This is a genomic window from Paenibacillus sp. (genome assembly GCF_048976745.1).
In the GTDB taxonomy this organism is placed as follows: domain Bacteria; phylum Bacillota; class Bacilli; order Paenibacillales; family Paenibacillaceae; genus Paenibacillus.
Genome location: NZ_JBHGUU010000008.1, coordinates 1 through 23,563, shown reverse-complemented (window position 1 = coordinate 23,563; position 23,563 = coordinate 1). Strand labels below are relative to the sequence as shown.

At 49.4% G+C, this 23,563-nt stretch carries 16 protein-coding genes and 1 pseudogene; 11 read left to right on the top strand and 6 right to left on the bottom strand.

Annotated elements, in window-relative coordinates; all coding sequences use genetic code 11:
- Positions 1–178: 178 nt before the first annotated feature.
- Genes ACE3K2_RS14870 through ACE3K2_RS14860 form a run of 3 tightly spaced genes read left to right on the top strand, consistent with a single transcriptional unit; the run spans position 179 to position 3,552 of the window.
- A complete protein-coding gene (locus tag ACE3K2_RS14870; RefSeq protein WP_133387044.1) occupies positions 179–1,552 on the top strand; it encodes a DEAD/DEAH box helicase in 1,374 nt (457 codons plus the stop codon).
- A 27-nt stretch (positions 1,553–1,579) separates the two neighbouring features.
- Entirely contained in the window at positions 1,580–2,332 is a 753-nt protein-coding gene (locus tag ACE3K2_RS14865; RefSeq protein WP_036605802.1) for an ABC transporter ATP-binding protein, read from the top strand.
- A 2-nt stretch (positions 2,333–2,334) separates the two neighbouring features.
- On the top strand, positions 2,335–3,552 hold the full coding sequence (locus tag ACE3K2_RS14860; RefSeq protein ID WP_421891601.1) for an ABC transporter permease: 1,218 nt from the start codon (positions 2,335–2,337) through the stop codon (positions 3,550–3,552).
- Positions 3,553–3,714: 162 nt separating this feature from the next.
- Here ACE3K2_RS14860 and ACE3K2_RS14855 read toward each other — a convergent pair whose 3' ends face one another.
- From ACE3K2_RS14855 to ACE3K2_RS14845, 3 genes are all read right to left on the bottom strand, one after another.
- On the bottom strand, positions 3,715–3,840 hold the full coding sequence (locus tag ACE3K2_RS14855) for a YjcZ family sporulation protein (protein WP_215075720.1): 126 nt from the start codon (positions 3,838–3,840) through the stop codon (positions 3,715–3,717).
- A gap of 252 nt (positions 3,841–4,092) precedes the next feature.
- Positions 4,093–5,391 (bottom strand): aminotransferase class I/II-fold pyridoxal phosphate-dependent enzyme, encoded by a 1,299-nt coding sequence (locus ACE3K2_RS14850; RefSeq protein ID WP_421891598.1) that lies wholly within the window; start codon positions 5,389–5,391, stop codon positions 4,093–4,095.
- Positions 5,392–5,569: 178 nt separating this feature from the next.
- Positions 5,570–6,187: a pyridoxamine 5'-phosphate oxidase family protein gene (locus ACE3K2_RS14845; RefSeq protein WP_421891595.1), complete on the bottom strand. Its 618-nt coding sequence runs from the start codon at positions 6,185–6,187 to the stop codon at positions 5,570–5,572.
- Between the two features lie 152 nt (positions 6,188–6,339).
- On the opposite strand from ACE3K2_RS14845, the gene ACE3K2_RS14840 reads away from it, so the two are divergent.
- Both ACE3K2_RS14840 and ACE3K2_RS14835 read left to right on the top strand, forming a co-directional pair.
- Positions 6,340–7,800: a PLP-dependent aminotransferase family protein gene (locus ACE3K2_RS14840; protein ID WP_421891592.1), complete on the top strand. Its 1,461-nt coding sequence runs from the start codon at positions 6,340–6,342 to the stop codon at positions 7,798–7,800.
- A 178-nt stretch (positions 7,801–7,978) separates the two neighbouring features.
- Complete coding sequence (locus ACE3K2_RS14835; protein WP_421891589.1) at positions 7,979–8,764, top strand: AraC family transcriptional regulator; 786 nt, start codon at positions 7,979–7,981, stop codon at positions 8,762–8,764.
- A 347-nt stretch (positions 8,765–9,111) separates the two neighbouring features.
- Here the strand turns inward: ACE3K2_RS14835 and asd are convergent, their stop codons facing one another.
- Both asd and ACE3K2_RS14825 read right to left on the bottom strand, forming a co-directional pair.
- Positions 9,112–9,903 carry an archaetidylserine decarboxylase gene (gene asd, locus ACE3K2_RS14830; protein WP_421891586.1) on the bottom strand — a complete coding sequence of 264 codons (792 nt, stop codon included), beginning with the start codon at positions 9,901–9,903 and terminating at the stop codon, positions 9,112–9,114.
- Between the two features lie 85 nt (positions 9,904–9,988).
- Positions 9,989–11,116, bottom strand: a complete 1,128-nt coding sequence (locus ACE3K2_RS14825) for a YheC/YheD family protein (protein WP_421891583.1) — start codon at positions 11,114–11,116, stop codon at positions 9,989–9,991.
- Positions 11,117–11,631: 515 nt separating this feature from the next.
- On the opposite strand from ACE3K2_RS14825, the gene ACE3K2_RS14820 reads away from it, so the two are divergent.
- Positions 11,632–16,866, top strand: coding sequence for a WIAG-tail domain (locus ACE3K2_RS14820; RefSeq protein WP_421891580.1), 5,235 nt, complete (start codon positions 11,632–11,634; stop codon positions 16,864–16,866).
- A 172-nt stretch (positions 16,867–17,038) separates the two neighbouring features.
- Here the strand turns inward: ACE3K2_RS14820 and ACE3K2_RS14815 are convergent, their stop codons facing one another.
- A complete protein-coding gene (locus tag ACE3K2_RS14815; protein WP_421891577.1) occupies positions 17,039–18,604 on the bottom strand; it encodes a M4 family metallopeptidase in 1,566 nt (521 codons plus the stop codon).
- A gap of 769 nt (positions 18,605–19,373) precedes the next feature.
- On the opposite strand from ACE3K2_RS14815, the gene ACE3K2_RS14810 reads away from it, so the two are divergent.
- From ACE3K2_RS14810 to ACE3K2_RS14790, 5 genes and pseudogenes are all read left to right on the top strand, one after another.
- Positions 19,374–20,330 carry a glycosyltransferase family 2 protein gene (locus ACE3K2_RS14810; RefSeq protein ID WP_421891575.1) on the top strand — a complete coding sequence of 319 codons (957 nt, stop codon included), beginning with the start codon at positions 19,374–19,376 and terminating at the stop codon, positions 20,328–20,330.
- 41 nt (positions 20,331–20,371) lie between these two features.
- Complete coding sequence (locus tag ACE3K2_RS14805; RefSeq protein ID WP_421891572.1) at positions 20,372–21,487, top strand: glycosyltransferase family A protein; 1,116 nt, start codon at positions 20,372–20,374, stop codon at positions 21,485–21,487.
- A complete protein-coding gene (locus ACE3K2_RS14800) occupies positions 21,484–22,257 on the top strand; it encodes a glycosyltransferase family 2 protein (protein WP_421891569.1) in 774 nt (257 codons plus the stop codon). The genes ACE3K2_RS14805 and ACE3K2_RS14800 overlap by 4 nt, the downstream gene beginning before the upstream one ends.
- Entirely contained in the window at positions 22,254–22,985 is a 732-nt protein-coding gene (locus tag ACE3K2_RS14795; RefSeq protein ID WP_421891566.1) for a sugar phosphate nucleotidyltransferase, read from the top strand. The genes ACE3K2_RS14800 and ACE3K2_RS14795 overlap by 4 nt, the downstream gene beginning before the upstream one ends.
- 128 nt (positions 22,986–23,113) lie before the next feature.
- Positions 23,114–23,563 (top strand): annotated as a pseudogene (locus tag ACE3K2_RS14790) (hypothetical protein); the annotation flags it as partial.

The following is a 23,563-nucleotide window of genomic DNA, read 5'->3' as shown; positions in this document are numbered from 1 at the left end:
ACGGAATTAAAGAAAGGCTCCGCCGAGGGGCTTTTCTTTTTTTTGGCGTGTATACATACCATTGTGGAATAAGATTTGGTACGCGGGCTTTTTTCGCATATAATGAAAGGTAATGTGATGACAGGCTTCGGTAATATCCGTACACATCAAAATGAATAAATTAAAAGGATGGACATACATGACGAATCAAACATTTGCTTCAATTGGCGTGGAACAGGATCTGGAGGCCGTTTTGGCGAAACATGGCATTAACGAACCTTCACCTGTACAGGCTCAGACGATACCGGTTATTCTGGAAGGCCGGGACGTTGTATCCAAATCCCAGACGGGAACAGGGAAAACGCTGGCATATCTGCTGCCACTGTTACAATCCATCAAAATGGATATCAAAGGTACGCAGAAACTCATTATTGCACCTACACAAGAGCTGGCGATGCAGATTGTACGTGAGGCACAGCGCTACGGCGAAGAACGCAAGATCGGCGTATTGGGTCTGATTGGTGGCGCAGCGGCTAAACGTCAGATCGAGAAGCTGCGTGAGCATCCACAATTGGTTGTGGGTACACCGGGACGACTGAAAGAATTGATTACACTCAAAAAACTGAAAATGCACAACGTCTCTACGATTGTTATCGATGAAGCGGACCAAGTGTTCCAACTTGGCGGCGTAAGTGACGTGAACTTTGTACTCAAGAGCGCATTGCGGGACCGTCAGTTGATCTTCCTGTCAGCAACCATTGATGAGAATACGGCTGGACTCGCGAAGCGTGAGATGAAAGAGCCTGTTCAGATCGGAATTGAACCGGATCGAGCTACGGCTGCGGGCCTGGAACATTATTATTTTGTAGAAGAAAACCGTAACAAAATTGACATGCTGCGTCGTCTGGTTAGACAGTACAATCCGGATCGCGCAATCGTATTTGTGAATGCAACCGAAGATATTGGTGAAGTGGAAGCAAAGATGAATCATCTGGGCTTGTCCGCTGCTGCGCTGTATGGGGATGCTGACAAAGTAACCCGCAGTAACGTATTGTCTGCCTTCCGTAATGGCAAACTCCAATTGCTGATCGCCAGCGAAGTCGCTGCCAGAGGTCTGGATATCGAAGGATTGCCAATGGTCATTAACTATGACCCTGCATTTGACTCGGAGCATTATGTTCACCGTGCAGGTCGTACAGGCCGGATGGGACGTTCGGGTATTGTACTGTCCATTGTGGATGAAACACAGATTTTCATTATGCGTAAATTCGCTCGCGAACTTGGAATCGAACTGTCAGAACGTGTACTCTTTGGTGGTAAAGTACTGGAGGCTGATCCGCGTCCGGACACGCGGCCTGAGGGACATTCGTTCTCCAGAAAACCAGGACAATCCAGAGATCGCAAACCAGGTCAGGGCAGCCGCAATGGCGGTACTCGAGCTACAATCTCCAATTCGCGTCCAGCGGGTAACAAACCAACTGGCAATACAGGCCGCACAGAGCGCGATCAGGATCGTAAAAACAAGGGAGCACCCAAGTGGAGTAAAGACAAAACGCCACGCTCCGAAGAATAGAATCTGACGAAAGGGGTGCAGGGATAGATGGAAAACGTTCAATCGCCTGTTCTGCAAATCAGCGGGTTAAGCGGAGGTTATAGTGCCAAACGACCGGTCCTTCACGGCATCGATCTGGAAGTTGGACGTGGAGAGATGGTCGGACTAATCGGCTTAAACGGTGCTGGCAAAAGTACAACGATGAAACATATTCTCGGCTTGATGACCCCTCAACAGGGCGAAGTGCGAGTGATGGGCAAGAAGCGGGACGAGGATGCGCAGATTTACCAATCGGCCATGGCATTTGTTCCGGAATCACCCGAACTGTATGATGAGATGACGGTGATGGAGCATCTGGAGTTTACGGCAAGAGCGTACAATGTGTCGGAGGCTGACTTCAAGCAACGTACGGAGAAACTGCTGGAACTGTTCCGTATGAATGAGAAAAGTACAAGTCTGTCGACTCACCTGTCCAAGGGGATGAGGCAAAAGGTCATGATCATGTGTGCTTTTGTGGCAGGACCACCATTGTACATTATTGATGAGCCTTTCCTGGGACTGGACCCGCTGGGTATTCGCTCCTTGCTTGATTTTATGCTTGAGATGAAAGCTTCGGGATCATCCATCCTACTCAGTTCACACATTCTGTCCACGATTGAAAATTACTGTGACCGTTTTATCGTTCTGCATCGTGGGCAGGTTATTGCTCAAGGGACGTTGAATGAATTACGCTCTCAATTCGGGGAATCGGATGCCACGCTGGAGCACATGTTCTATTCCCTCGTACAAGGCAGGGATTGAGCATGGATCTCAAGCTGCTATGGAAGCAAAGACGCACAGGATTCTGGAACGGAATTCTTCCTTATCTGGGATATGTAATCCAGAGCGGTGTAGCTATGGTCTTTTTATTTCTCGTCATTGCGTTCTCCGCCTGGTATACATCGTTTGTTCAGAACATTCCCGCAGAATTTCCGATTCGCTGGATTGCATTGGTACTGCTGGCGCCACTGGTGCTGTTTAGCAGTTATCGTACATATCTGCTTCCGGCAGATATTGTGTTCCTGCGACCACAGGAATACCGGATGCAGGAATATTTGAAGAACAGCTTTGCCCGGGGCATCATCTATAAAAGTCTGGGCCTGTTACTTGTGTTTGTTACATTGTGGCCTCTCTATGTTAGAGCAGATCTGGATGCACGCCCATTTGGCTGGTTCATCGTATTCCTGTTGCTGTGGAAAGGGTTGTCCAGTTATGGAGCATGGCAAGAGCTAAGAATGGTTCAGGTCGGGGCATCAAGAGGATATCGTCTCTTGCGGTGGGCTCTGGCAGTGCTGGCGGTTGGCGCATGGCTATGGCAGCCACCTCAGCGCAGCGTATGGTTTCTGCTGTTACTGGCTGTTGTCTATATCGTCGCCTTGCGTATACCAGTGAAACATCGGGTGGCGTGGGAGCGTCTGATTCAGGTGGAGCAGGGGCAGGCAGGCAGGGTTATGCGGACGCTCGGCTGGTTCGTGGACGTACCTTCATCCGGACAGAAAGTAAGTTCACGTCGTTGGCTTAGCAAATGGGGGAGCGGTCTTCCATGGAACGCGGGGAAAGCTTACCGTTATTTGATTACCAAAACGTTTATTCGAACCGAAGTGTTCTCCATCGTGTTACGCCTAGTTGTACTGGGTATGTTATTAGCCTGGTGGACAGCAGGCAGCTACTTTGGTGTAGGCGTGTATCTGTTCTTCCTGTTGCTTGCAGGTGTACAGCTTGGTGCGCTGCGTCGCAGTCATAGTGAATCGTTCTGGATCATGATCTATCCGATCTCGGGAGAGAGTCGTCGTTCTCAGGTGTTGGGTTTCATATTCCATCTCCATGCACTGGCTGCATTGCTCATGTGGCTGCCTATGCTGATTGCCGGAGCGAGTGGACTGACGGTCACCGGGGTAGCACTTATTTTGGGCATACTGGTGATTGTAATCATGCGCCGTTCTCAAGGCAACAAGTGGTTGAAGGAAGAAGAAGACGAGTAAACGGCCGAGCGTACCTCTCACCTACCAGATGGTGGTTCGAGTTGGACGAAGTTAATTATGATTTAATCAACAAAGACGGGTATTCCGAGCTGTGTCCCGGAATACCCGTCTTCATGTTGCACTCAGATCACTTGGTTCCCGCGCATGTGTGTGTATTTAGGACTAACAGAGGAATGATTTAGTGATAATGACGAGCAAGATGAACAGAACGAGAATGGCACCTGTGTTAGTAAATCCTCCGTAACCGCCGCATCCATAACCGCTTCTAGTATCTTCAACTCCAGACATGGTCATTCCCCTTTCAAGTGGTTGTTTGGCACGCCCTTGCGTACATCGTATATTATGTGCAGTGGGGGTAGGCTGATTGGGCCGATGCCCGGTGAAGCTAGAAATTGGAGCTTTTGGGCAGCTGTCCCGGGTGGGGTAAGTCATATCTGGCGAGTTGTAGAATAACAAAAGAACCCTCTGTATATTCGGAGACATGTAACGTCGCCGGTATACAAAGGGTTCTTATATCATTCAGGGTTCGGTCTGTTTTAATTAAGTCGTCCGCAGATCCTGAACTCCACGATAGATGGTTTCATACAGATCTTCCAATCCGGATTCTTCAATACAGGAGAAGGCGATCCGCAGATCCGATTCACCCAGCGCGATTGTACCCACACCATATTGATGCAGCAAATGGCTTCGAAGTTCTTCAGCGCCAACGTCTTTCAGCTTCAGGCACATGAAGTAACCGGAGTTGAACGGATAATAATCCCACGCATCTCCATACTTGCCACTATCGAGAATGGCCTTCACTTTATTGGCGCGACCTTTCATAATCTCGAACTTCTCCTGTTTCTGTGTTTCAAACTCCGGTGCTTTGAGCGCATCCAGTACAAAAGTCTGGGAAGGATGCGGACCACTGGAGATCGTTGCCCGGATAATACCAAGTGTTTTTTGTTCCAATGCATGCAGAACGGCTGCATCTTCATGGGCATACGTAATGAATCCAACGCGGAAGCCCCATACGAACTCTTCCTTGGTGGCACCATCCACTTTTACGGTCAACACACGTGGATGAATGTTGGCAAGTTTGCCAAACAGGGATTCATGAATGGAATCTTCAAAGAACAGTCCGAAGTACGCATCATCTGTTACAGCAACCACGTTAACGCCGGCTTCAGCGGCCTGACGAATCGTGTTTACAATTGCATCTGCTTCTTCGGCTCCAGGTGTATAACCTGTAGGGTTATTCGGGAAGTTGAGCAGAACGATGGCTTTACCTTTGTCCTTTTGATCAAGCAACGCCTGAAGCAGACCGTCACTGTTGAAGTTCAACTGATCATCGAACAGGGGGTAATGAACCAACTGGCCATGACGACGGATGCCAAAGGTCAGCTCGTAATTTTCCCAGTTTTTATCCGGATATATGACAGCGTCCCCTTCATCAGCGAACAGGTCGGCTACGATACTTAGTCCATGGGTTAATGCATTGGTTACAATCGGATTGCCAAACGTTTTGCCTTCCAGGGAAGGCGTTTCCTTCAGCATCTTGTCTCTCCATACGGTCCGCAATTCAGGTTTGCCTGCAGGTGGAGCGTAAGGATACAGATCCTTTGGCTGGAATGCAGACAGCTTCTCCTGAATAACTTGAAGATGCATCGGCACACCGCCCTCCAGGGCGATACCAATTGTGGCATTATGGGTCTTGGCCAAGCTTGCTGCTTCAGCAGATTGACTCAAAATCCCCTCTTTAGGAAAATAAATTTCTTTGCCAAGCTGTGACAGCATGGAGTAGACGTGACTGCTGCCTGTCTGAATACTTTCGTTCAACTGTTCAGCCAGTGGATTCATTCTTTTCATCCTTCCAAGTCTTTGTGATTCAACTGCCTAACATTATATCACCTTGACATGCCCCCGTCACGGAAATTACGCAATATGACAGTTATATCGCTTTACCGCGTTGTTGCAGAGGGTTTGAAGGTGGGAATTAGCTGAATTTATCCTTGGATGAATCCTTCGAAAGAGATACTTATTGCTGGTGAAATGGACAATATTTCTGCATCATTTCAGCAGTTTCAGCATCTCGTCCCTCATTGCGTTGTTCCAGTTCACCACGGATATGATCCAGGCGTTCGATGGACCAATTTTGTCCGAATTTAAATTTGGCAGTGACTCGTTCCGGGGCAATTCTTATAACGGCTACAGCTTTAAGGTTGCCCGTGTAACGCGAGTCAGCAGCGTCAATGGGTACATATCCTCCTTGCGGCTGGAGTTTCTCCATGAAGCGTTGCAGTACCTTGCCTTTGATGTCCAGATCCTTAACCGGTTCTGCCTGACCGAAGGCCATGACACTTTTGAAAAAAGAAGTTGCCGGACAAGCAAGCTCGGGATCACTGAAATAGGATGGAATCAGGGCGAACTCTTCAGCTACGGTGAAACTGACCGAGGAATCCTGTTTGATCTGTTTCATCTTCTCGCCAGCCAGACTGCCGTGGAAATAAAAACAACCGTCCATATAAACGAAATTCAGTGGTGTAACTCGTGGTTGTCCGTCCGGACTGACCGTTCCCAGAAACCCGAAGGAGCACTGATCCAGAAATGTGGTAATCTCTTTTTCTTCATCTACTGTGAATTCTTTCCGTCTCATGTGTATTCCCCCATCAATCAATGTATATTAGAACGCCATATCTTATGCATAACAATAGTTCATACATTGACAATGAAATAGATCCAATTTACATTCAATTTAGTGGGCCAATTCGTCAGGGATCACAGATGAAGACATATGAAGAGAGGTGCATGATGGAATTGTGGCTGCCGATGGATACCTATGAACTTCAGCATCGATACAAGTATGAGGCATTGTACCATGCATTACGTGATGCCATTCATGCAGGAACATTGGTGCGAGGCACGAGACTTCCTTCCACCCGTGAGTTGGCACGGCAATATGAGATGTCGCGTGGTTCGGTAGCTCAGGTATACGACATGCTGCTTGCGGATGGTTATGTCCATGCACATCGGGGAAGAGGTACCTTTGTGACCGAAACATTGTCCTCTCAGGAAAATGAGAAACAGGAAGCTGTTCTCAGGCTGTCTCCCTGGGGCGAGCGGGTACAGAGGTTGAATATGCAACATGAAGCCCTGCGGACTCAGATGTCTTCACCGAAGCCGTCCGTGATTGATTTTCAAATGCAGCGCATGCCTACCGAACATTTTCCGCTGGGGGAGTGGAAGAGTGCACTCGCTGCGGTTCATCGCAGTGGTTGGCGAGAACCTAGCGGTGCAGCCGGTGATCCGGAACTGCGTGAGGCCATTGCCTCCCATCTCAGATGGACACGTGGTATCCAGGCTGAAACATCTCAGATTGTATTGTTCAGTGGTTCAATGCAAGGCATCACCCTGCTATCTCAACTGCTGATTACGGAGAATGCAGCAGTTGTATTGGAGAATCCGGGTTATCCGGGCATTGCCCATGCCGTCAAGTCCTGTGGTGGATACATCATCCCGGCAGAGGTGGATACCGCAGGTATCATTCCTCAGCCTTGGGAGGCACAGACGTTATTTGTCACCCCTACCCGGCAGTTTCCAACTGGTGCCGTGCTGGGGCTGGATAGAAGACGTGCCCTGCTTGCGTGGGCCTCGAAGCGGAATGCGGTCATTATTGAAGATGATTATGACAGTGAATTCCGATGGGGCGGAAGACCCATTGAACCCCTCAAAGTGCTTGATCGTGAACAGCGTGTCATCTATGTTGGTTCATTCTCACAAACGATGGTTGCTTCGTTCCGACTTGGCTATGCCGTACTGCCACCTGGTCTGGTAGAACCTCTCCTTGCCGCCAAGGCGCTGTATGAGCCGGTATCTCCTGCGCTGTTAGAACAGCGCGCACTGGCAAAATTTATGACCAGAGGAGGTTACCTGAGGCACTTACGGCGGTTAACCCGTTTATACGGGGAACGGCATGATTTTTTTGTGCGAGAGATGGAACTACAGTTGCCGGAAGCATTCACGATGCAGCTTGGTGATGCAGGACTGCATATCTACGCCATCTGGAATGGCGATGTGGACAGTTATCAGCGGTTTAAAAAGCTCGCTCAGGAGGATGGCATACTGTTCCGCGATGCAGAGCGATATCGGCTGACATCAGGTCATCCGGCGGCCTGCTTTGCTTTTGCGCATCTGGAGAAAGAAGAGATGACAGAGGGAATCCGGCGAATGCGGCTAGCCTGGGAGAAGTGCACATTTTCGTTTCGGTGAATTCCGCTGTATAATAGGATAAGACATTTCGCTCCTGTAGGAGCAGAGATCATATATGAGCAAGTTGGATTGAATGATGCAAGATACTGGAATACATATGGCCTTGATTGAAGAAGTGAGATTCAGATCAGAATGATGCCATATGCAGAGAGATTAACTATCAAGGGGGAGTGGCGACATGCTGCAGGCATCGCCGTCATCATTTGTTATTTTGCCCGCTGTCGCCAAAATTGTCTGTGAACCGGGCTGGAAGTGGCAGAAACGGGAAAAACCGATGCAAAACTATGATTTATTTTATGTATGGAGTGGTGAAGGAACGCTTGTACTGAATGACCAGGCGTATGAAGTTGGCAAGGGGAGTTGTTTTCTGTTCAGGCCGGGAGATCATCCTACTGCAACACATAACAAGCAAAAACCGTTGGTACTTACGTATATTCATTTTGATGTGGACGTGCCTGTTACTGACGTTCCCCAATCCTATCGCGAGGTACAGGAAACGGTGGAGTTTGAGCACTTGCTGGCACGTTATGTAAGACTATTCTTATCGGATGTGTACGGACGTGATGAAGAGAGTCGATTGATTCTGAAGCAATTGATGATTCATTTGCTACGCGCCGACACGGAAGAACCTGTAGAGAAAAAGGTAAGCAACCAGTTGTCCGATGTCATCCAGGAGGTCGCCAATTATGTGCGTCAGCATCCGGGGATTACACATCGGGTGGAAGATCTGGCTGCCCGGGCTGGCTTATCACCCCGATACTTCTCAATCAAGTTCAAGGAACTGGTCGGATCATCGGTGCAATCTTATATTATCCGCATGCGTATTGAACGGGCGGAACATCTGCTGGTGCATACCGGCATGAATGTGACCGAAGTGGCGGATGCTCTGGGGTACCGGGATATATTCTTCTTCAGTCGTCAGTTCAAGCAATATACAGGCAAAAGCCCGTCCGAGATTCGTTAACATTCGGATGGGAAGAACATGACAACGTTTCAAGTCTGGAACGCAAGGGTAATTATCTAGCATTCCAGATGACCAAAAGGGGGAACTTGTGATGAACGGAAAACGTCGGGTCCGCAACCGGGGATGCTCTACGAAGGGATGCAATATTTTCCGAAACCGTCTGCGTCGCTTCAAACCGGCAGAAGACTTGCAAGATGTGTGGTTTTGAGGAAAACTCAGCAGACCAATAACGACGGAGCGAAGCTTCGTATTGCATGTATACATGGATGAATATGAAGACATAAAGAGGATGGCGCAATACCCGGTTACAGGTGCTGCGCCATCCTCTTTATTTGCGTATGAACTCCTTATTTTTTCGGTTTCAACCGTCCAAGCAAGGTGCCCATTTTGACCGAATCGCCTGGCTGTAAGCCTGGTTTCGGTTCAAATGTGCCACTCTGCGTCAGCAGAACAACAGTGGAACCGAATTCAAAATAGGCCAGATCATCGCCCTGTGCCCAGGTACTTGTGTCCGCGTTAGCATACTGGATGCTACTCACGTTCATCGCACCTACTTTGACAACCGCCACTTCACCGTAATCGTGTGCGATATACGTAATGAGCCGTTCGTTTCGACTAAGCACGGATTTCATATGGGTCAGCCCAAAATCATTCACGGGATAAACTTTACCCTTGATGTGTTCACTCTCTATTTTGCGGCCGCTGACAGGTGCATGAATGCGATGATAGTCGCGAGGACTGAGATAGAGAACGAACCCGTACCCGTGCTTGTACTTCTCCAGATGGGGAGAATGGTTTAATAATTCAGCAAGTGTATAATTTTGTCCCTTAACATTCAGGAGTGTCCCTGCAGATATTGGACCGGCTGCCGTAATCTTGGCATCTACCGGGCTGATCAGTGCATGCTCTGAAAGTTCCAACGGGCGCATGCCCGGCTTTAATTTGCGGGTGAAGAAGTCGTTCAGTGAACGGTATTCCTTCCAATCTTTCTCGGCCTCCTGAACAGGGATGTCGTAGGTCCGGACAAAATAAGGGATAAATGCCTTACTTCCCCGGCTTTTGGAGAAGGCTCCCACAGTCCGGGAGATCCACTTGCGCGAAGAAAGCTCGGTCATTAATCGCAACAGCGTTTTTGCCATGAATATCCCCCTTAGGGTTAATGCGAACTTCAAGGCCGGCAAGACCGGCCGTTCTGCATAATATTGACACAGAATGCACACGAAATCAATATGATCTCCTATCGTATGTCTGCGGTTGTCTCGGAATCATCGAATTTTGTTCCAGCAGCAGACGCCCATAAGCCATGGGTTTGCTGTACGTTGTCTTCCAGTGTTCCGACATTCCCGCCTTGCGAAATCCGTAACGCTGATCGCGTCCATTGCATTCAATAAAATAGATCTGGCCGCTGCGCGTTATCCCGAGATCAAGGCCCAGATCAGCCAGATGTGGAAGACTGGCCGCTAAGATCTGGGCAATTCGGAGTGCTACGAATCCGATTCTGTATTCCAGTCGAGCCAGGTCGAAGCTAGATTCTAATCCAAGGGCCTCCTCGAGCTTCATGACTTTACCACCCTGGGCGATATTGGTGACAAACGTATGGGCAGGAGCCGCTTTGGCAAACATGCCTGTAATTCCCCAAAGACCATCACTGCCACGTTGTACAGATACCCGCAGATCTACCGGCCTGCCCTCATAACGTACCAGTGGGATACGTTCTTCAATGAGGTAGGCATGACGAAAGATCCGCCTTAGGGTGGAGGAAGGAAGCTGCCCTCTGCTCAATCGGAAGGTAGCCCACCCTTTGCGTGCAGCCTTCGTCTCACAGGTCAGTTTCCACTGTCCATCTCGCTGAAAGATTCGCATAATGCCATGACCGATACTGCCACTGCACGGTTTGATGACCAGGTCATCATAATGTTCCATCATATAGGCCAGAGATTCTGGCGTAGCTTTAACGGCATGGGGCAGGTGTTCTCTTAAGGTGAGATCCTGATGAAGCATGTCATGAATATGATCTTTGCGGTACCGATTGCGAACGTTGAATATCTGGATACCTTGCAACATCAGCTTGGTGATCTGATGCTGTTCCGTCCGGCGAAGCTGAAGTGATCGGTTATGGATGACGGAGGGCAATGGCATGCGCTCGCGAACATATCTGCCTTCTTTTTTTACATAGGTGAGACAGGTTTTTTGATCCGAATCAATATCTTCCAACCGCAAAAAACAGGGGGTTAATCCATAACTGGCCGCTGCCTGTTCATAATTCGCGAGTGATTCCTGACCGGTCCTTCCGGTCGGTATCCCCCGGTACATGCGTGAATCGAACATAATGCCGATCGTTTCTTGAAGCATGACCGTTCCTCCTTCGATGTTATCGCGACCATGGATCGTCCACTCATGGAATGCCGGCCTGTCACCGTATGGCTCAGACATCGCGATAACGCAGACCGGTGTGTAAGATGCATCGCCAAGCACCAGCGTTTGTTTAGGGCGTGTCTAAAACTTTGAAGGAAGCAGGTTTTGCCGAAATTTCGCTCCAAGCAAGGAAGTTTTCCGCAGGCGTGTCGGGGCACGTCAAGGGAAAGTGACGCAGGAGGGGGCGAAAAGACGGTGAAAGATGCACTTCAGCGAGTTTTCAGACACGAGCTAGACATAATATCCTATGACATGACTGGGACGGGGGCGTGGACAGCCGCCTTTCCTCTGCTGCCCTGACACGCCTATTTCCACGAAGAGCATAGAACTTTCCTGTGTTGATGCCTAAACATTCGTGCTCTGGAATCCGTGAAACTCATAAATGAAGTGGCAGATGCCCATATGGAAGCATATGATGCCGGAGACGAACGTTAGAGGAAGGAGCAAGCTGCATGAGTAAAAATGGCAAAAAGAAGGTTCCAACGCCGAAACTGCGGCATGTGAGCCCGAAATTCAAGGAATTGGAACTGACTGATCGCCGGGCAGACAAAATGAATTCAGGTTTCAGTATGAATAGGGAAGAACGCTTGAATACGAATAAAAAGGATTCAAAGGCTGTTCAGGAACCGGAAGAATTCCTATTTGAATCAACGGAACTGCCTGCTACAACGAACGAGCTGGAAGAGCTGGAGATCACGTCCAAAATCAAGCCGGAACCTGTAGAGTCTGATCGCAAGGAAGTTGAGACGCAAGATAGCGTGGAAAAGCAGATTCAGGTTAGCAGCGTGGCTCCGCCTGCTCTGGTGGAAGAGCAGGGTATCAACAAGCAGGAGATAACAAGCAAGGATCGGCTTCAGATCCTGAACCAGAACCAGATGCCGGGTCATACTGGACATTACATCTACACGGATGACTTGAGTGAATTTGCTGTTACGGAGAGCAAACTGGCTCCTTTTTCTGTGGATGCCTCGAAGCTGAAGCCGGATGCGGTCGGCAGTGAAGCATTGCAGGATTATGCAGTCACCAGCATTCACATTGCAGACGGGGCCATTGTTTCCGCGAAACTTGCCGAAGCGTCTGTATCGGAGGAGCACCTGATTGACGGCTCTGTGTCAGGACACAAAATACGAAATGCTTCTATTGCCGGTGAGAAAATCAGGGATGGCAGTATTACTTCTCAGAAGCTTGGCAACCAAGTCATCGATTCGAGCAAAATTGCCGATGGTTCCATCGGCACAAGACATCTCAGCCGTATGCTGGTAACGGAAGAATTAATCAAGAATCATGCCGTAACTGGAGACAAAATCGCGATAAGCGGCGTGGATACAAGGCATCTCACCGGAGGAGCTGTGCATACTTCCAAACTGGCTGATGATGCGGTGACTACATCCAAAATTCGTGAAGCTGCTGTCACAGGCAGCAAAATCGAAGAGTTATCCATCGAGTCTCACCATATTCAGGCAGGTGCTGTTAAACAGATACATCTGGCTGAAGGGGCTGTGGGTCGTTCACATCTATCCAATGGCAGTATTGGAAGTGACCAGATTGAGGATGGATCCATACAAACAAGACATTTGGCTGAGGGTTCACTAAGTGGGAGACATCTACTGGACGGTTCGATCGGTTCAAGCCAGATTCGCGCTCATGCCGTTGGCAAGGAGCAGATTGGCAATGGAGAAGTGGGCAGTGAGCATTTGACGGAAGGTGCAGTCACCAGCAGCAAACTGGCAGACCAGTCTGTTGGAACAGCAAAATTGCTGGAGCAGTCCATTACGGCCTCCAAGATCGCTGATCAGAGCGTCATTTCTTCCAAAATTGCGGATGAAGCGATACAGGGTAAACATCTTGCCAAAGGGTCCATTCGTGCGGAACACATTGCCAATCGGGGAATCACGCCAGTACATGTGGATAATTCCGCCATTCACTCCATTCACATTGCAAGTGGAAGCATCGAGGCAACTCATCTGTCTACCGGAAGTGTGTCCGGAGATGCTCTCGCAGATGGCGTGGTGTCTGAGCGGCATCTTGCAGAGTCCGCCGTAGGTACGTATGAATTGCAGGATGCTGCCGTTACAGATGTTAAGCTCGCGGATGGAAGTGTGACAACAGAAAAGCTTGGAACGGCATCGGTGAGTAGCAGAGTACTTGCCCCGGGAAGTGTCATATCCTCGCATCTTGCAAACGGTGGGGTCACGGGTACTCATCTGGCTCCAGGGAGTGTGGGTTCGGAGGCCCTGAGACCTTATGCAGTGAAATCAGATCACCTGACAGAACATGCCGTAGGGGCACCTCATCTTCAACCAGGCAGTGTTGAAACGGATGCTATTGCACGGGCGGCGGTCACAACAGACAAATTGGCTCCTGGTAGTATAACTTCAGCCCAGTTGGCTGGTGGGTCCATTTTTCCGCCTCATCTAACAGATCATGCGGTTACCTCTCCAAAGCTCTCACCAGAGAGTGTTGCCACAGATAAACTGGCGGATTTTGCTGTTACGTCAGCCAAACTGGCAGATGGGAGCGTAACTTCTTCCAAAATTATGGCAGAAAGTATTAACGCCAAACATATTCCAGCAGGAACGATTCGCGGGTATCACTTGAAGCAGCATGCCGTTTCCCTGGAACATTTGTCGGAAGAAGTACGCTCACCGGAATTATTCGCTGATGGCAGTATTACGGGCAACAAACTTCGGCATGGGTCCGTAAGTGCGGACCATTTGGCAGCAGATTCGGTATCCGGGACAGAGCTACAACAGGCTGCTGTAGGTAGCGAGCACTTGCAGCCATCCGTTGTACAATCGGTCCATCTGGCTGAAGGCAGCGTGAAATCGGAACATTTGGGAACTCAAGTAGTGAACTCACAACATCTGAAGGCGGACATCATTCATGAGGAGCATATTGCTGAACAGGTGGTCACATCCCACCACTTGGCACCTGGATCTGTGGAAACAGACCATTTGGCACCTTTATCGATTACAGCGGCTCATCTTCAGCCAGGTTTGATCAGTGGTTTGCATCTTCAGGCAGAGTCGACGAGTGCTGTTCACCTGCAGCAAGGATCTGTACATTCCCGTCATATTCAAGATGGTGAAATTCTTCCTCATCATATCCATGAACGCAGCATCGGAACGACGCATCTGGAAGAAGAAGCGGTAAGTACGATTATTTTGCAGGATGAATCTGTCACACGCTCCAAACTGGCGAGTGGTAGTGTAGATGGCAGCAAATTAGTTGCAGGGGCAGTATCGGCTGCCCACATTGCCAACGAAAGTGTGGAAACCCGTCATATCCAAGAAGGAGCGATCCTTGCTGATCATATTCAAGAGTGCAGTATTGGCTCCATTCATCTGGATGAGGACTCCGTAAGTGAGATTCATTTGCAAAATGGATCGGTAACGAGCTCCAAACTGGCGGACGGCAGTATTAACGGAAGCAAGTTACTCGAAGGTACGGTGTCGGGAATTCATATTGCATCCGAAAGTGTGCAATCCGGGCATATTCAGGCAGACGCCATTCATGCTGACCATATTCAGGAGCGAAGCATCGGCACAAACCATCTGGAAGAGGAAGCAGTCAGTGCCATTCACTTGCAAAATGGGTCTGTCATCAGTGCCAAACTGGCCGACAGCAGTGTAACCGGCAGCAAGTTGCTCGAAGATGCGGTGTCGGGAATCCATCTCGCTTCTGAAAGTGTGCAATCCCGCCATATCCAGGCAGGAGCGATCCTTGCTGATCATATTCAGGAGCACAGTATCGGCATGTTTCATTTGGAAGAGGAAGCAGTCAGTGCCATTCATCTGCAAAATGGATCCGTAACAAGCACCAAGTTGGCCGACGGCAGTGTAACCGGCAGCAAGTTGCTTGAAGGAGCAGTATCGGATATCCACATGGCAGACGATAGTGTGCAATCCCGTCAGATTCAGGCAGGAGCCATCCATGCGGAGCATATTCAAGAGCGGAGCATCGGCACAGCACATTTGGAAGAGGAATCGGTAAGTGCTATTCATTTGCAAAATGGATCTGTAACGAGTGCCAAACTGGCGGATAGCAGTATAACTGGCAGCAAGTTACTCGAAGGTACGATATCCGGGATTCATATCGCATCGGAAAGTGTGCAATCCGGGCATATTCTGGCAGGAGCCATTCAAGCTGATCATATTCAGGAGCGAAGCATCGGCACAACCCATTTGGAAGAGGAAGCAGTAAGTGCGGTTCATCTGCAAAATGGGTCCGTAACAAGTGCCAAACTGGCTGACGGTAGCATAAACGGCAGCAAATTGCTCGAAGATGCTGTATTGGGGAGCCATATCGCATCCGAAAGTGTGCAAACTCGTCATATTCAGGCAGGAGCAATCCTTGCTGATCATATCCAGGAGCATAGCATTGGTACGTCCCATCTGGAGGAGGAAGCAATAAGTGCGGTTCATCTGCAAAATGGGTCCGTAACAGGGGCCAAACTGGCGGATGGCAGTGTGGGCAGCAATAAACTGCTTGAAGATGCGGTGTCGGATGTTCATATTGCCAATGGAAGTGTGCAATCCCGTCATATCCAAGAGAGAGCCATACAGGCTGACCATATTCAGGAGCGCAGCATTGGGATCTCCCACCTCAAAGCGGAATCGGTAAGTGCGATTCACCTGCACAATGGTTCCATAACAAGTGCCAAAATGGCGGATGGCAGTGTGAACGGTAATAAATTGCTTGAAGGTGCGGTATCGGCTATCCACATTGCAGATAAAAGTGTGGAATCTCGGCATATTCAGGATGGGACGATTCATGCGGATCATATTCAAGAACGCAGTATTCGCACAACCCATCTGGAAGAGGAAGCAGTAAGCGGGGTTCATCTGCAAAATGGATCCGTCACAAGTGCCAAATTGGCCGATGGCAGCGTGAACGGCAGCAAACTGAGTGAGCAGAGTATTACCTCTAATCATTTGAATGCGGGGATTGTAGGTCCAGCGCATTTGAGCGAAGAGATATGGCATGCGATTCGTCAGTTCAGTGGAGAAACGCTGGAGCAGTTGGCAGCTATTAAAAGACAAGAGGGATTGCTTCAAACAGAAAATGAGGTTGTACCGCAATCACAGCAGGCAATCGTCGAGGCATTGCCGAGTGCTGGTCTGGAAGTAACACAAATTCACGAGACATCGGATCAGGAGCTGGAGCAACAACAGGAGCTGATATCCCCAAGTGATCAGCTTGGTGAACCACCTGCAGCTTTGTTCCCGACAGAGCAGGCAGATCAGGCTCAGCAACCACAGCTTGAACAGTCACAGGAGAACGCTGGAACGACGGAGGTTGTGTTAAGTGAACAATCGGTTACACAGGAGCATCTGTGTAACGATGCCGTAGGCAGCAGCCAATTGCAATTGGGTGCAGTTCAGGCCAAACATCTGGCGTTCCAACCTGTTCGCAGCGTAAGCAAGCAACCGGTTGTACAACAATTCGGAATGGAAGCTTTTGTACTGCCAGAGAGTGAAGTGAGCACAGAGGTAACCGTTGTTTTTGAAGAGTCGTTTGCTTCAGAACATTATGTGATTGTGGGCATGAGCAATGATCGGGGATTCCAAATCTCCCTGCTCTCACAGAGTGAGGACGAAGCAGTACTTGAGGTGTCACGCACGGCAGATTGCAAGCATACGTACGGGTTGTTGTCATGGATTGCAGCGGGACCTTCGCAAGAATAGTGCCGGTTGTTGTATCTGTAATACACAAATGACAAAAGCGGTGTCCAGAGTTGTCCGGGACACCGCTTTTGGTTGATATAAGCTTAATCCGTTCGGACGGTGAGGGGGGTCTGAACGTTTTGTTACCATTAGGATAAGTACATTATAAGTTCAATCACGATAAAGTAAGATTTTACAGACCTACAGCTTGATACGCTTTGGTAATGGCAGTAGCTTCAGCAGAATTCGCTCCGTACAGATCTTTGGCTGCTTGGATGGTAGCTGTTTTGGCAGCGGCAAATTTGGATGTTGGTGTCAGGTAGTTCACCAGTGTGCTGTAGAAAATTTGAATCGCTTTATCCCGGCCGATTCCGGTAACAGTCACACCATTATGTGTTCCGCCTTGAGCAGCAAGGTAATAGGCTTTGTTGATGATACCGCTGTTGATATGAACACCGCCGTTGTCCTGTGTGCCTGTGTAACGATCGCTGTATTTGTCAGGTTGACCATACAATGTAGGGTTGGAAAGAGAGCGCAGCGCATCTCCTGGAATGTTAGGTGTGTAGATATCATCACCGAGCAGCCAGTTTTTACTTTGGATTGTATTGCCAAAAATATCAGCAAAGGCTTCGTTAAGTGCACCTGGTTCGTTACGATATTCCAGATTGGCTGTATATTCAATGACACCATGCGTCAATTCATGACCGACAACATCCAGATCACCAGACAGGGATCGAAACGTCGTTCCATCTCCGTCACCAAAAACAATCTGTGCCCCGTTCCAAAAGGCGTTATTGTAATTGGAGCCGTAGTGCACGGTTGATCTGATCAACAATCCGTTACCATTAATACCGTTACGGTTGAATTTGTTTTTGTAAAAATCATACGTGGCAGCTGCATGGGCATGAGCATCTACACCTGCACGATCGGTCCATACATTATCCGAATCCGTGAGCAAGGTACCAGGCAGCGAGGAGCCATTGTTCGCCGTATACGTTTGGATGCCATTGCCGCGAGTGGTGTCTTTCAGTTGAAAGGTGCTGCCGGATTGGGTGGTTGTCAGGGTTTTGGTATCACCGAGTACACCTGTACCTGTTCCAGTGGCAAAGTTAATGAGGTCAAACTGGGATACAATACTGCCATCCACTGCGTTGATGAAATATTTGGTCCGTAGAGGGGCAGGTTCCAGTACGTTTACTTCCGTAATGTAAACCAGATACGTCTGACCATCTTCTTCATGATGATAGATGTTTAATTCAGCTTGAGGTGTAATTTCCGCGGCACCAAGCTCTCCAATCCGTGAGGTTGCTTCTTCGGTTGCAATACGGATTGCGTCTTCTCCGCTGATCTCGGCTACACCATCATTCGGAATGGCCTGTTCTTCAATCGGTGGAAGATCGCCAAGTGCGGAGCTCACGGCTCCGGTTTTGTCCAGGTGGACCGTCTGTTCAGCACCATATACCGGGATACCTTTAATGTACTGTTTCAGGCGGAAGTGTCTTACGCCAGATGTATCTGTGTTTCTTTTGATAATTTTGAGCTGGGATTTCACATCGGAATTCAGGAATTGTTCCTGTTGTCCAAGGTAATTGTAGATCGTATCATCTGTTCCACTGTTCAATGGAATACCCTCCTCGGAGGCATAAGGGGCCTGAAGTGGAATGGATTGATCAGACAATGGAGCTGCAGCAGCAGAGGATACGGAAGCGAGCAGAAGAGCTCCTCCAAGAATTGTTGGCATAACTTTGGCAAATTTCATAGTAAACTCTCCCATTCTTAAATTATTTTTTTGTTGGAAAATGATCATGCCAATCTCGGTTGGAATTCCGTCTGCAACTTGGGCAGCGCGGAGCGTGGGGCTGAACCTGAAGCGTGGAATAAGACAAGAAACGATTGGAACAAAATCGGTTTGGCCTTAGCTGGGGGAGTGTTAAGCACGACACCAAACGAAAGGATAACCGTTTATTCAGTTCAGCCCGAAGGCTATAATCGTCTATTGTGTTCCTCTTTCAGAAAGCCGGGGGTTGTCCAATTGCGCAGGTAGATGATTGGTTCACGGAAAACTGGGGTGTTCAATCCGGGTTTGCGTAAATGATGAATACTGTGTGTTCTGAACGGCATCACTCCTCTCAAGAGTAGAAAGAATCTGTTTAACAGGTTCTGTGAATGAAGTCATAACCTAATCAACCTAAGGTCAATAAATGGATTTGCAAAGATGTATGGGAACTTACGTTCACCACTAGGTTATTTTTGTAAATAAAACGGCTTGGAACGTATATTATCACAGTGTAAAACTTTGGAAAAGATGCAATTTTAAATTTTTTCTAAAATTGTGTCTGAAGTAGGGGAGAGGTAGCGTTTTTCACATATTTTGACGTATTTTGTCTAAAATCAAGGCCTGTACCCCCGTGTTCCCAGGGAGAACCTGCTTCGTGCAAGGACATACGCCGTTTCCACTGCTCCACGAATACATAGAATAACGTGTACTCCCTTGGCATGCCGATGATTGAATGCGGGAGGTGAAACTGTTGCGCAAAACCCGTACTACAGCACGTTATGCAACCCGATCAAAGGTGACACGCAAAAAAACAGTGCTGAAGAAACGAAGATGGAAATCTGGACACAAAAAGGGTACAAAGGCCTATACGTTCGTTATTCCATCCAAACAGCTGATGTCACAGGTTAAGGATGGAGTAGAGAATGGAACGGAAAATGGCATGAGTGATGCTCCAGCACACAGGGATGGTTCTCAGCGACCGCTGCTGTCGGTCATTATCCCTGCTATGAATGAGGAGAAAACGATTGGTGCAGTGGTACGTGAAGCACTGCGGATATGCCGTGATGCTGAAGTGCTTGTCGTTGTGAATGGTTCAACAGACGGTACGGCTCATGCAGCCAAACGGGCTGGCGCACGAGTACTCACGTATACAGAAGCGCTGGGACATGATGGAGGACGAAAAGTAGGCGCAGAGGCAGCCTGTGGTGAGGTATTGCTGTTTACTGATGCAGATATCGCCATTCCCGCAGAGCACCTTGCGCCTTACGTGAAGGCTGTGCTGAAGGGAACGGATGTGGCACTTAACGACTACCATGGGCCAGTCACTCATCATCCCGTTCATCCAGTAGTGGAGGCCAAACACATGTTGAACAGCATACTCGCAAGATCCGATCTCCGGGGGGCATCCATGACAGCTATTCCACATGCAATAAGCCGAAAAGGACTTGAGGTCATGGGGATATCCTCACTGGAAGTTCCGCCCCTCGCACAAGCCAAGGCCGTGATCGGTGGACTTCGGGTACGCGCTGTTCATCACGTACCTGTAGGTAGAATGAATGCAGTACGAATCAAGAAGCGAAGCGGACCTGATCCGCTAAGTCAAGTGGTGCTGAATGATCATATGGCAGCGATCAAGTGGATTACGGATACGCTCGGTCCCCGCGGAGGTTATACCGATCTGAAACGTGTTCGCAACCTGGCGAGGTAAGCATGTCGCATCGGATGATGCAGCATGCTGGAGGTGAGGAAATGAAGGGACGTTCAGGGGTTGTCCGCCGCAGGCGGACAACAAAGAGACAAACGACAGCAGGAAGAACCGTAATGAACAAGCGTCATGGGAACAAGAAACATGTAGAACTTCAAAAAACAAGAAAAAGCCGATCAATGTCTGGCCAAGTAGATCTGCACTTGATGTGGAAAGCGGGGCAAGTTGCAGGAAGCGAGGCAAAGGCGAACAACACAGCGTCAGAAAAACATGCACGTCTCGTGTGGAATGCACACGCCGCGAACGTTGCGGAGCTACGCAATTTCCAGTTGGCCCTGAAAGCAGGCAAGGCATATATGCAGGGTTATACGCATGCCACGGGACATTCATTCCAGATCGTACCGCTACCCCTTCGTCATTCGGCTGCTGCCATTGTTTGTGCCTGTAATGAGGAACACACACTGGGACAGGTGTTATTGCAACTAAAGCGGTTGCCTCTGACGGATATCATTGTCGTACTGAATGGAACGACAGATGACAGTTTGAAACAGGTTCTAAGTCAGCCGGGACTGACAGTAGTCTATGAACCGGATCGGGCAGGACATGATGTGGGCCGGGCACTTGGCGCCAAGATGACGGATGCGGAGACGGTACTTTTTGTGGATGGAGATATGGTTGTCCCGGCTGAAGAGCTTGCACCATTTCTATTTGCGGTTGATCGCGGACAGGATGTGGCGTTGAATAATCTGACGTCTTTGCTTCCTGGGTTTGCAGGGCAGGATGAGGTAAGCCGGATCAAGGCATATCTGAACCGAACACTAGGTAGGGCAGATCTCGGTTCCAATTCCATGACAGCTGTGCCCCATGCCTTGTCTCGTCGTATGATTCAGACCGTGAAGCCAGCATCACTGGCCGTTCCTCCCAAGGCACAAAGTCTGGCTATTCAGCATGGAATGAGCGTATCGGCACCAAGCCAGGTAGATGTTATTCGTTCCAATCGTCTGCGCCCTGGTAACACGGGAAGTGGGAATGATGTCGCCAGATTGATCATTGGTGATCATCTGGAAGCACTGGCTACATTGCTGGGTACAGGTTGGAGTCCGGCTCAGGCACATACACTCTCCCGTGCAGAAGTGGCTTACAGGAGGAACGCCAGATGACACTGACAAGTATCATTATCCCAACGTACAACGGTCTGGATCTGATTAGGCCCTGCATTGATGCCATACGTCAATACTCGGGCGATCCTGCGTCATATGAAATTATCGTTGTAGATAACGGTTCGACGGATGGAACGGCTGAATATTGTGCGCTGGAACGAATTCGATTTGTAAGGTTCCCGGACAATCGGGGTTTTCCGGCAGCCTGTAACGCTGGACTTCGTGCCGCTTGCGGCGATGAGCTGTTGCTGTTGAACAATGATGTTACGGTCACGCCCCGTTGGCTGGAGAACCTGCGAACGGCACTGTACAGTGACGCAAGTATTGGGATCACGGGTCCTGTTACGAATTATGCAAGCGGCATCCAGCAGATTGAACTGGCGTTTCGGAACATGGAACATTTTCAGGAGTTGGCCCATTCCAATAATGTTGCGGATTCTTCAAGGTGGAGGGAAGTACGCCGGATCGTGGGTCTGTGCATGCTGATAAAACGAAATGTAATGGAATCAGTTGGACTGCTTGACGAGGCATATTCTCCAGGACACTATGAGGATGACGATTATTGTTATAGAGCAAGATTGCAGGGATATCGCTTGCTGGTATGTGGAGATGTTCTGGTGCATCATCAGGGAAGTGCCAGCTTCCAAAAGACTGATCCGGTAGCGTGGAAACAGCTGCTTGAGCGTAATCGTTCGATTTTTATGAACAAATGGCATGTCGATCCGCTTGAATATATGGACATATCCGATGAAGGAGGGAACGTGGAATGAAAGGTGTCATTCTTGCCGGCGGAACGGGAACTAGACTGTATCCGCTGACCCGGCTCATTAATAAACATCTGCTTCCAGTCGGTAAACATCCGATGATTATGTATGGCATCGACAGGCTCCGCCAGGCAGGCATTGATGAACTATTGATTGTAATTAACAAACATTCCGCCGGGCTATATACAGAGTATCTTGGTGGCGGAGCGGATCATGGGGTCAAGTTAACGTATCGCATTCAGGAAAAGGCAGGCGGGATAGCGGAAGCATTGGATCTGGCGGCCTCCTTTATTCTTCCCGGCGAAAGATTTGTTGTGCTTCTCGGGGATAATCTCTTCAGCGACGACCTGAAGCCTTATGTGGACCGCTACATGCTGCAACCTGCGGGTACGGCGCGAGTTCTGCTCAAACAGGTGGATGATGCACGACGTTACGGGGTGCCGGTTTTTGATCCTAAGCATCCAGAGCGAATCTCGTACATTGAGGAGAAGCCAAGTCAGCCAAAAACCTCTTATTGTGTGACGGGAATATACATGTATGATGATCATGTATTTAACCTGATTCGCAACATCGCACCGTCTGCACGCGGAGAACTTGAAATCACGGATGTGAATAATCACTACGCGTCTGCTGGCGGATTGGAATATGACATTTTGCAGAAATACTGGAGTGATGCAGGTACATTTGAGTCGCTCCAGGAAGCAGCTGTCCGCATGAAAGGACAATTGCCCTAAAATATATGTGCCTGATGCTGCCGCTGTGCGGTGCCCCATGGGAGCAGAACACTCTGCGCCGGAGCTGGAAGGATGCTCCGGCGCTTTGCGCAGCGACAATCCTCGTGCATGCCAAAGGAGGGAATGGCGTGAGAGTAGTGACACGCACCGGGTCTGCTGGGGCGACCGTGTCGGGTAAGCCCCGGGGCATCCACCCGGCCGTATTTATGGGCAGTGGCACTCCGGCAGCAGCAGGTACAGAGCCTGCTGGTGTCAGAGGTGTTAAGTCAGGGAAACGTAGTACCCCGACGAAAGCGGGTATATCTGCTGGCGCAGCACATAAGGTCCGTGCTGGCAAAGCGAACAGCTCGGGCAGTGGTGTTGGCAGAGCAGGCAAAGCTGGCCGTGCGAGCGCAAGCAAAAAGGCAAGAGCCAGCCGCATCGGCAGAGGCAAAGGCAAAGGCAAAGGCAAAGGCAAAGCCGGCCCGCGCCAGGGCACTGCTGGGCGCAGGCCGGCACCAGCGCGGGGCGGGCGTGCCGCTGCCCGCGCCAAGCAGCGCACGGCGATGCGCCGTGCGCCCATGCCAGCACCGCAAGCC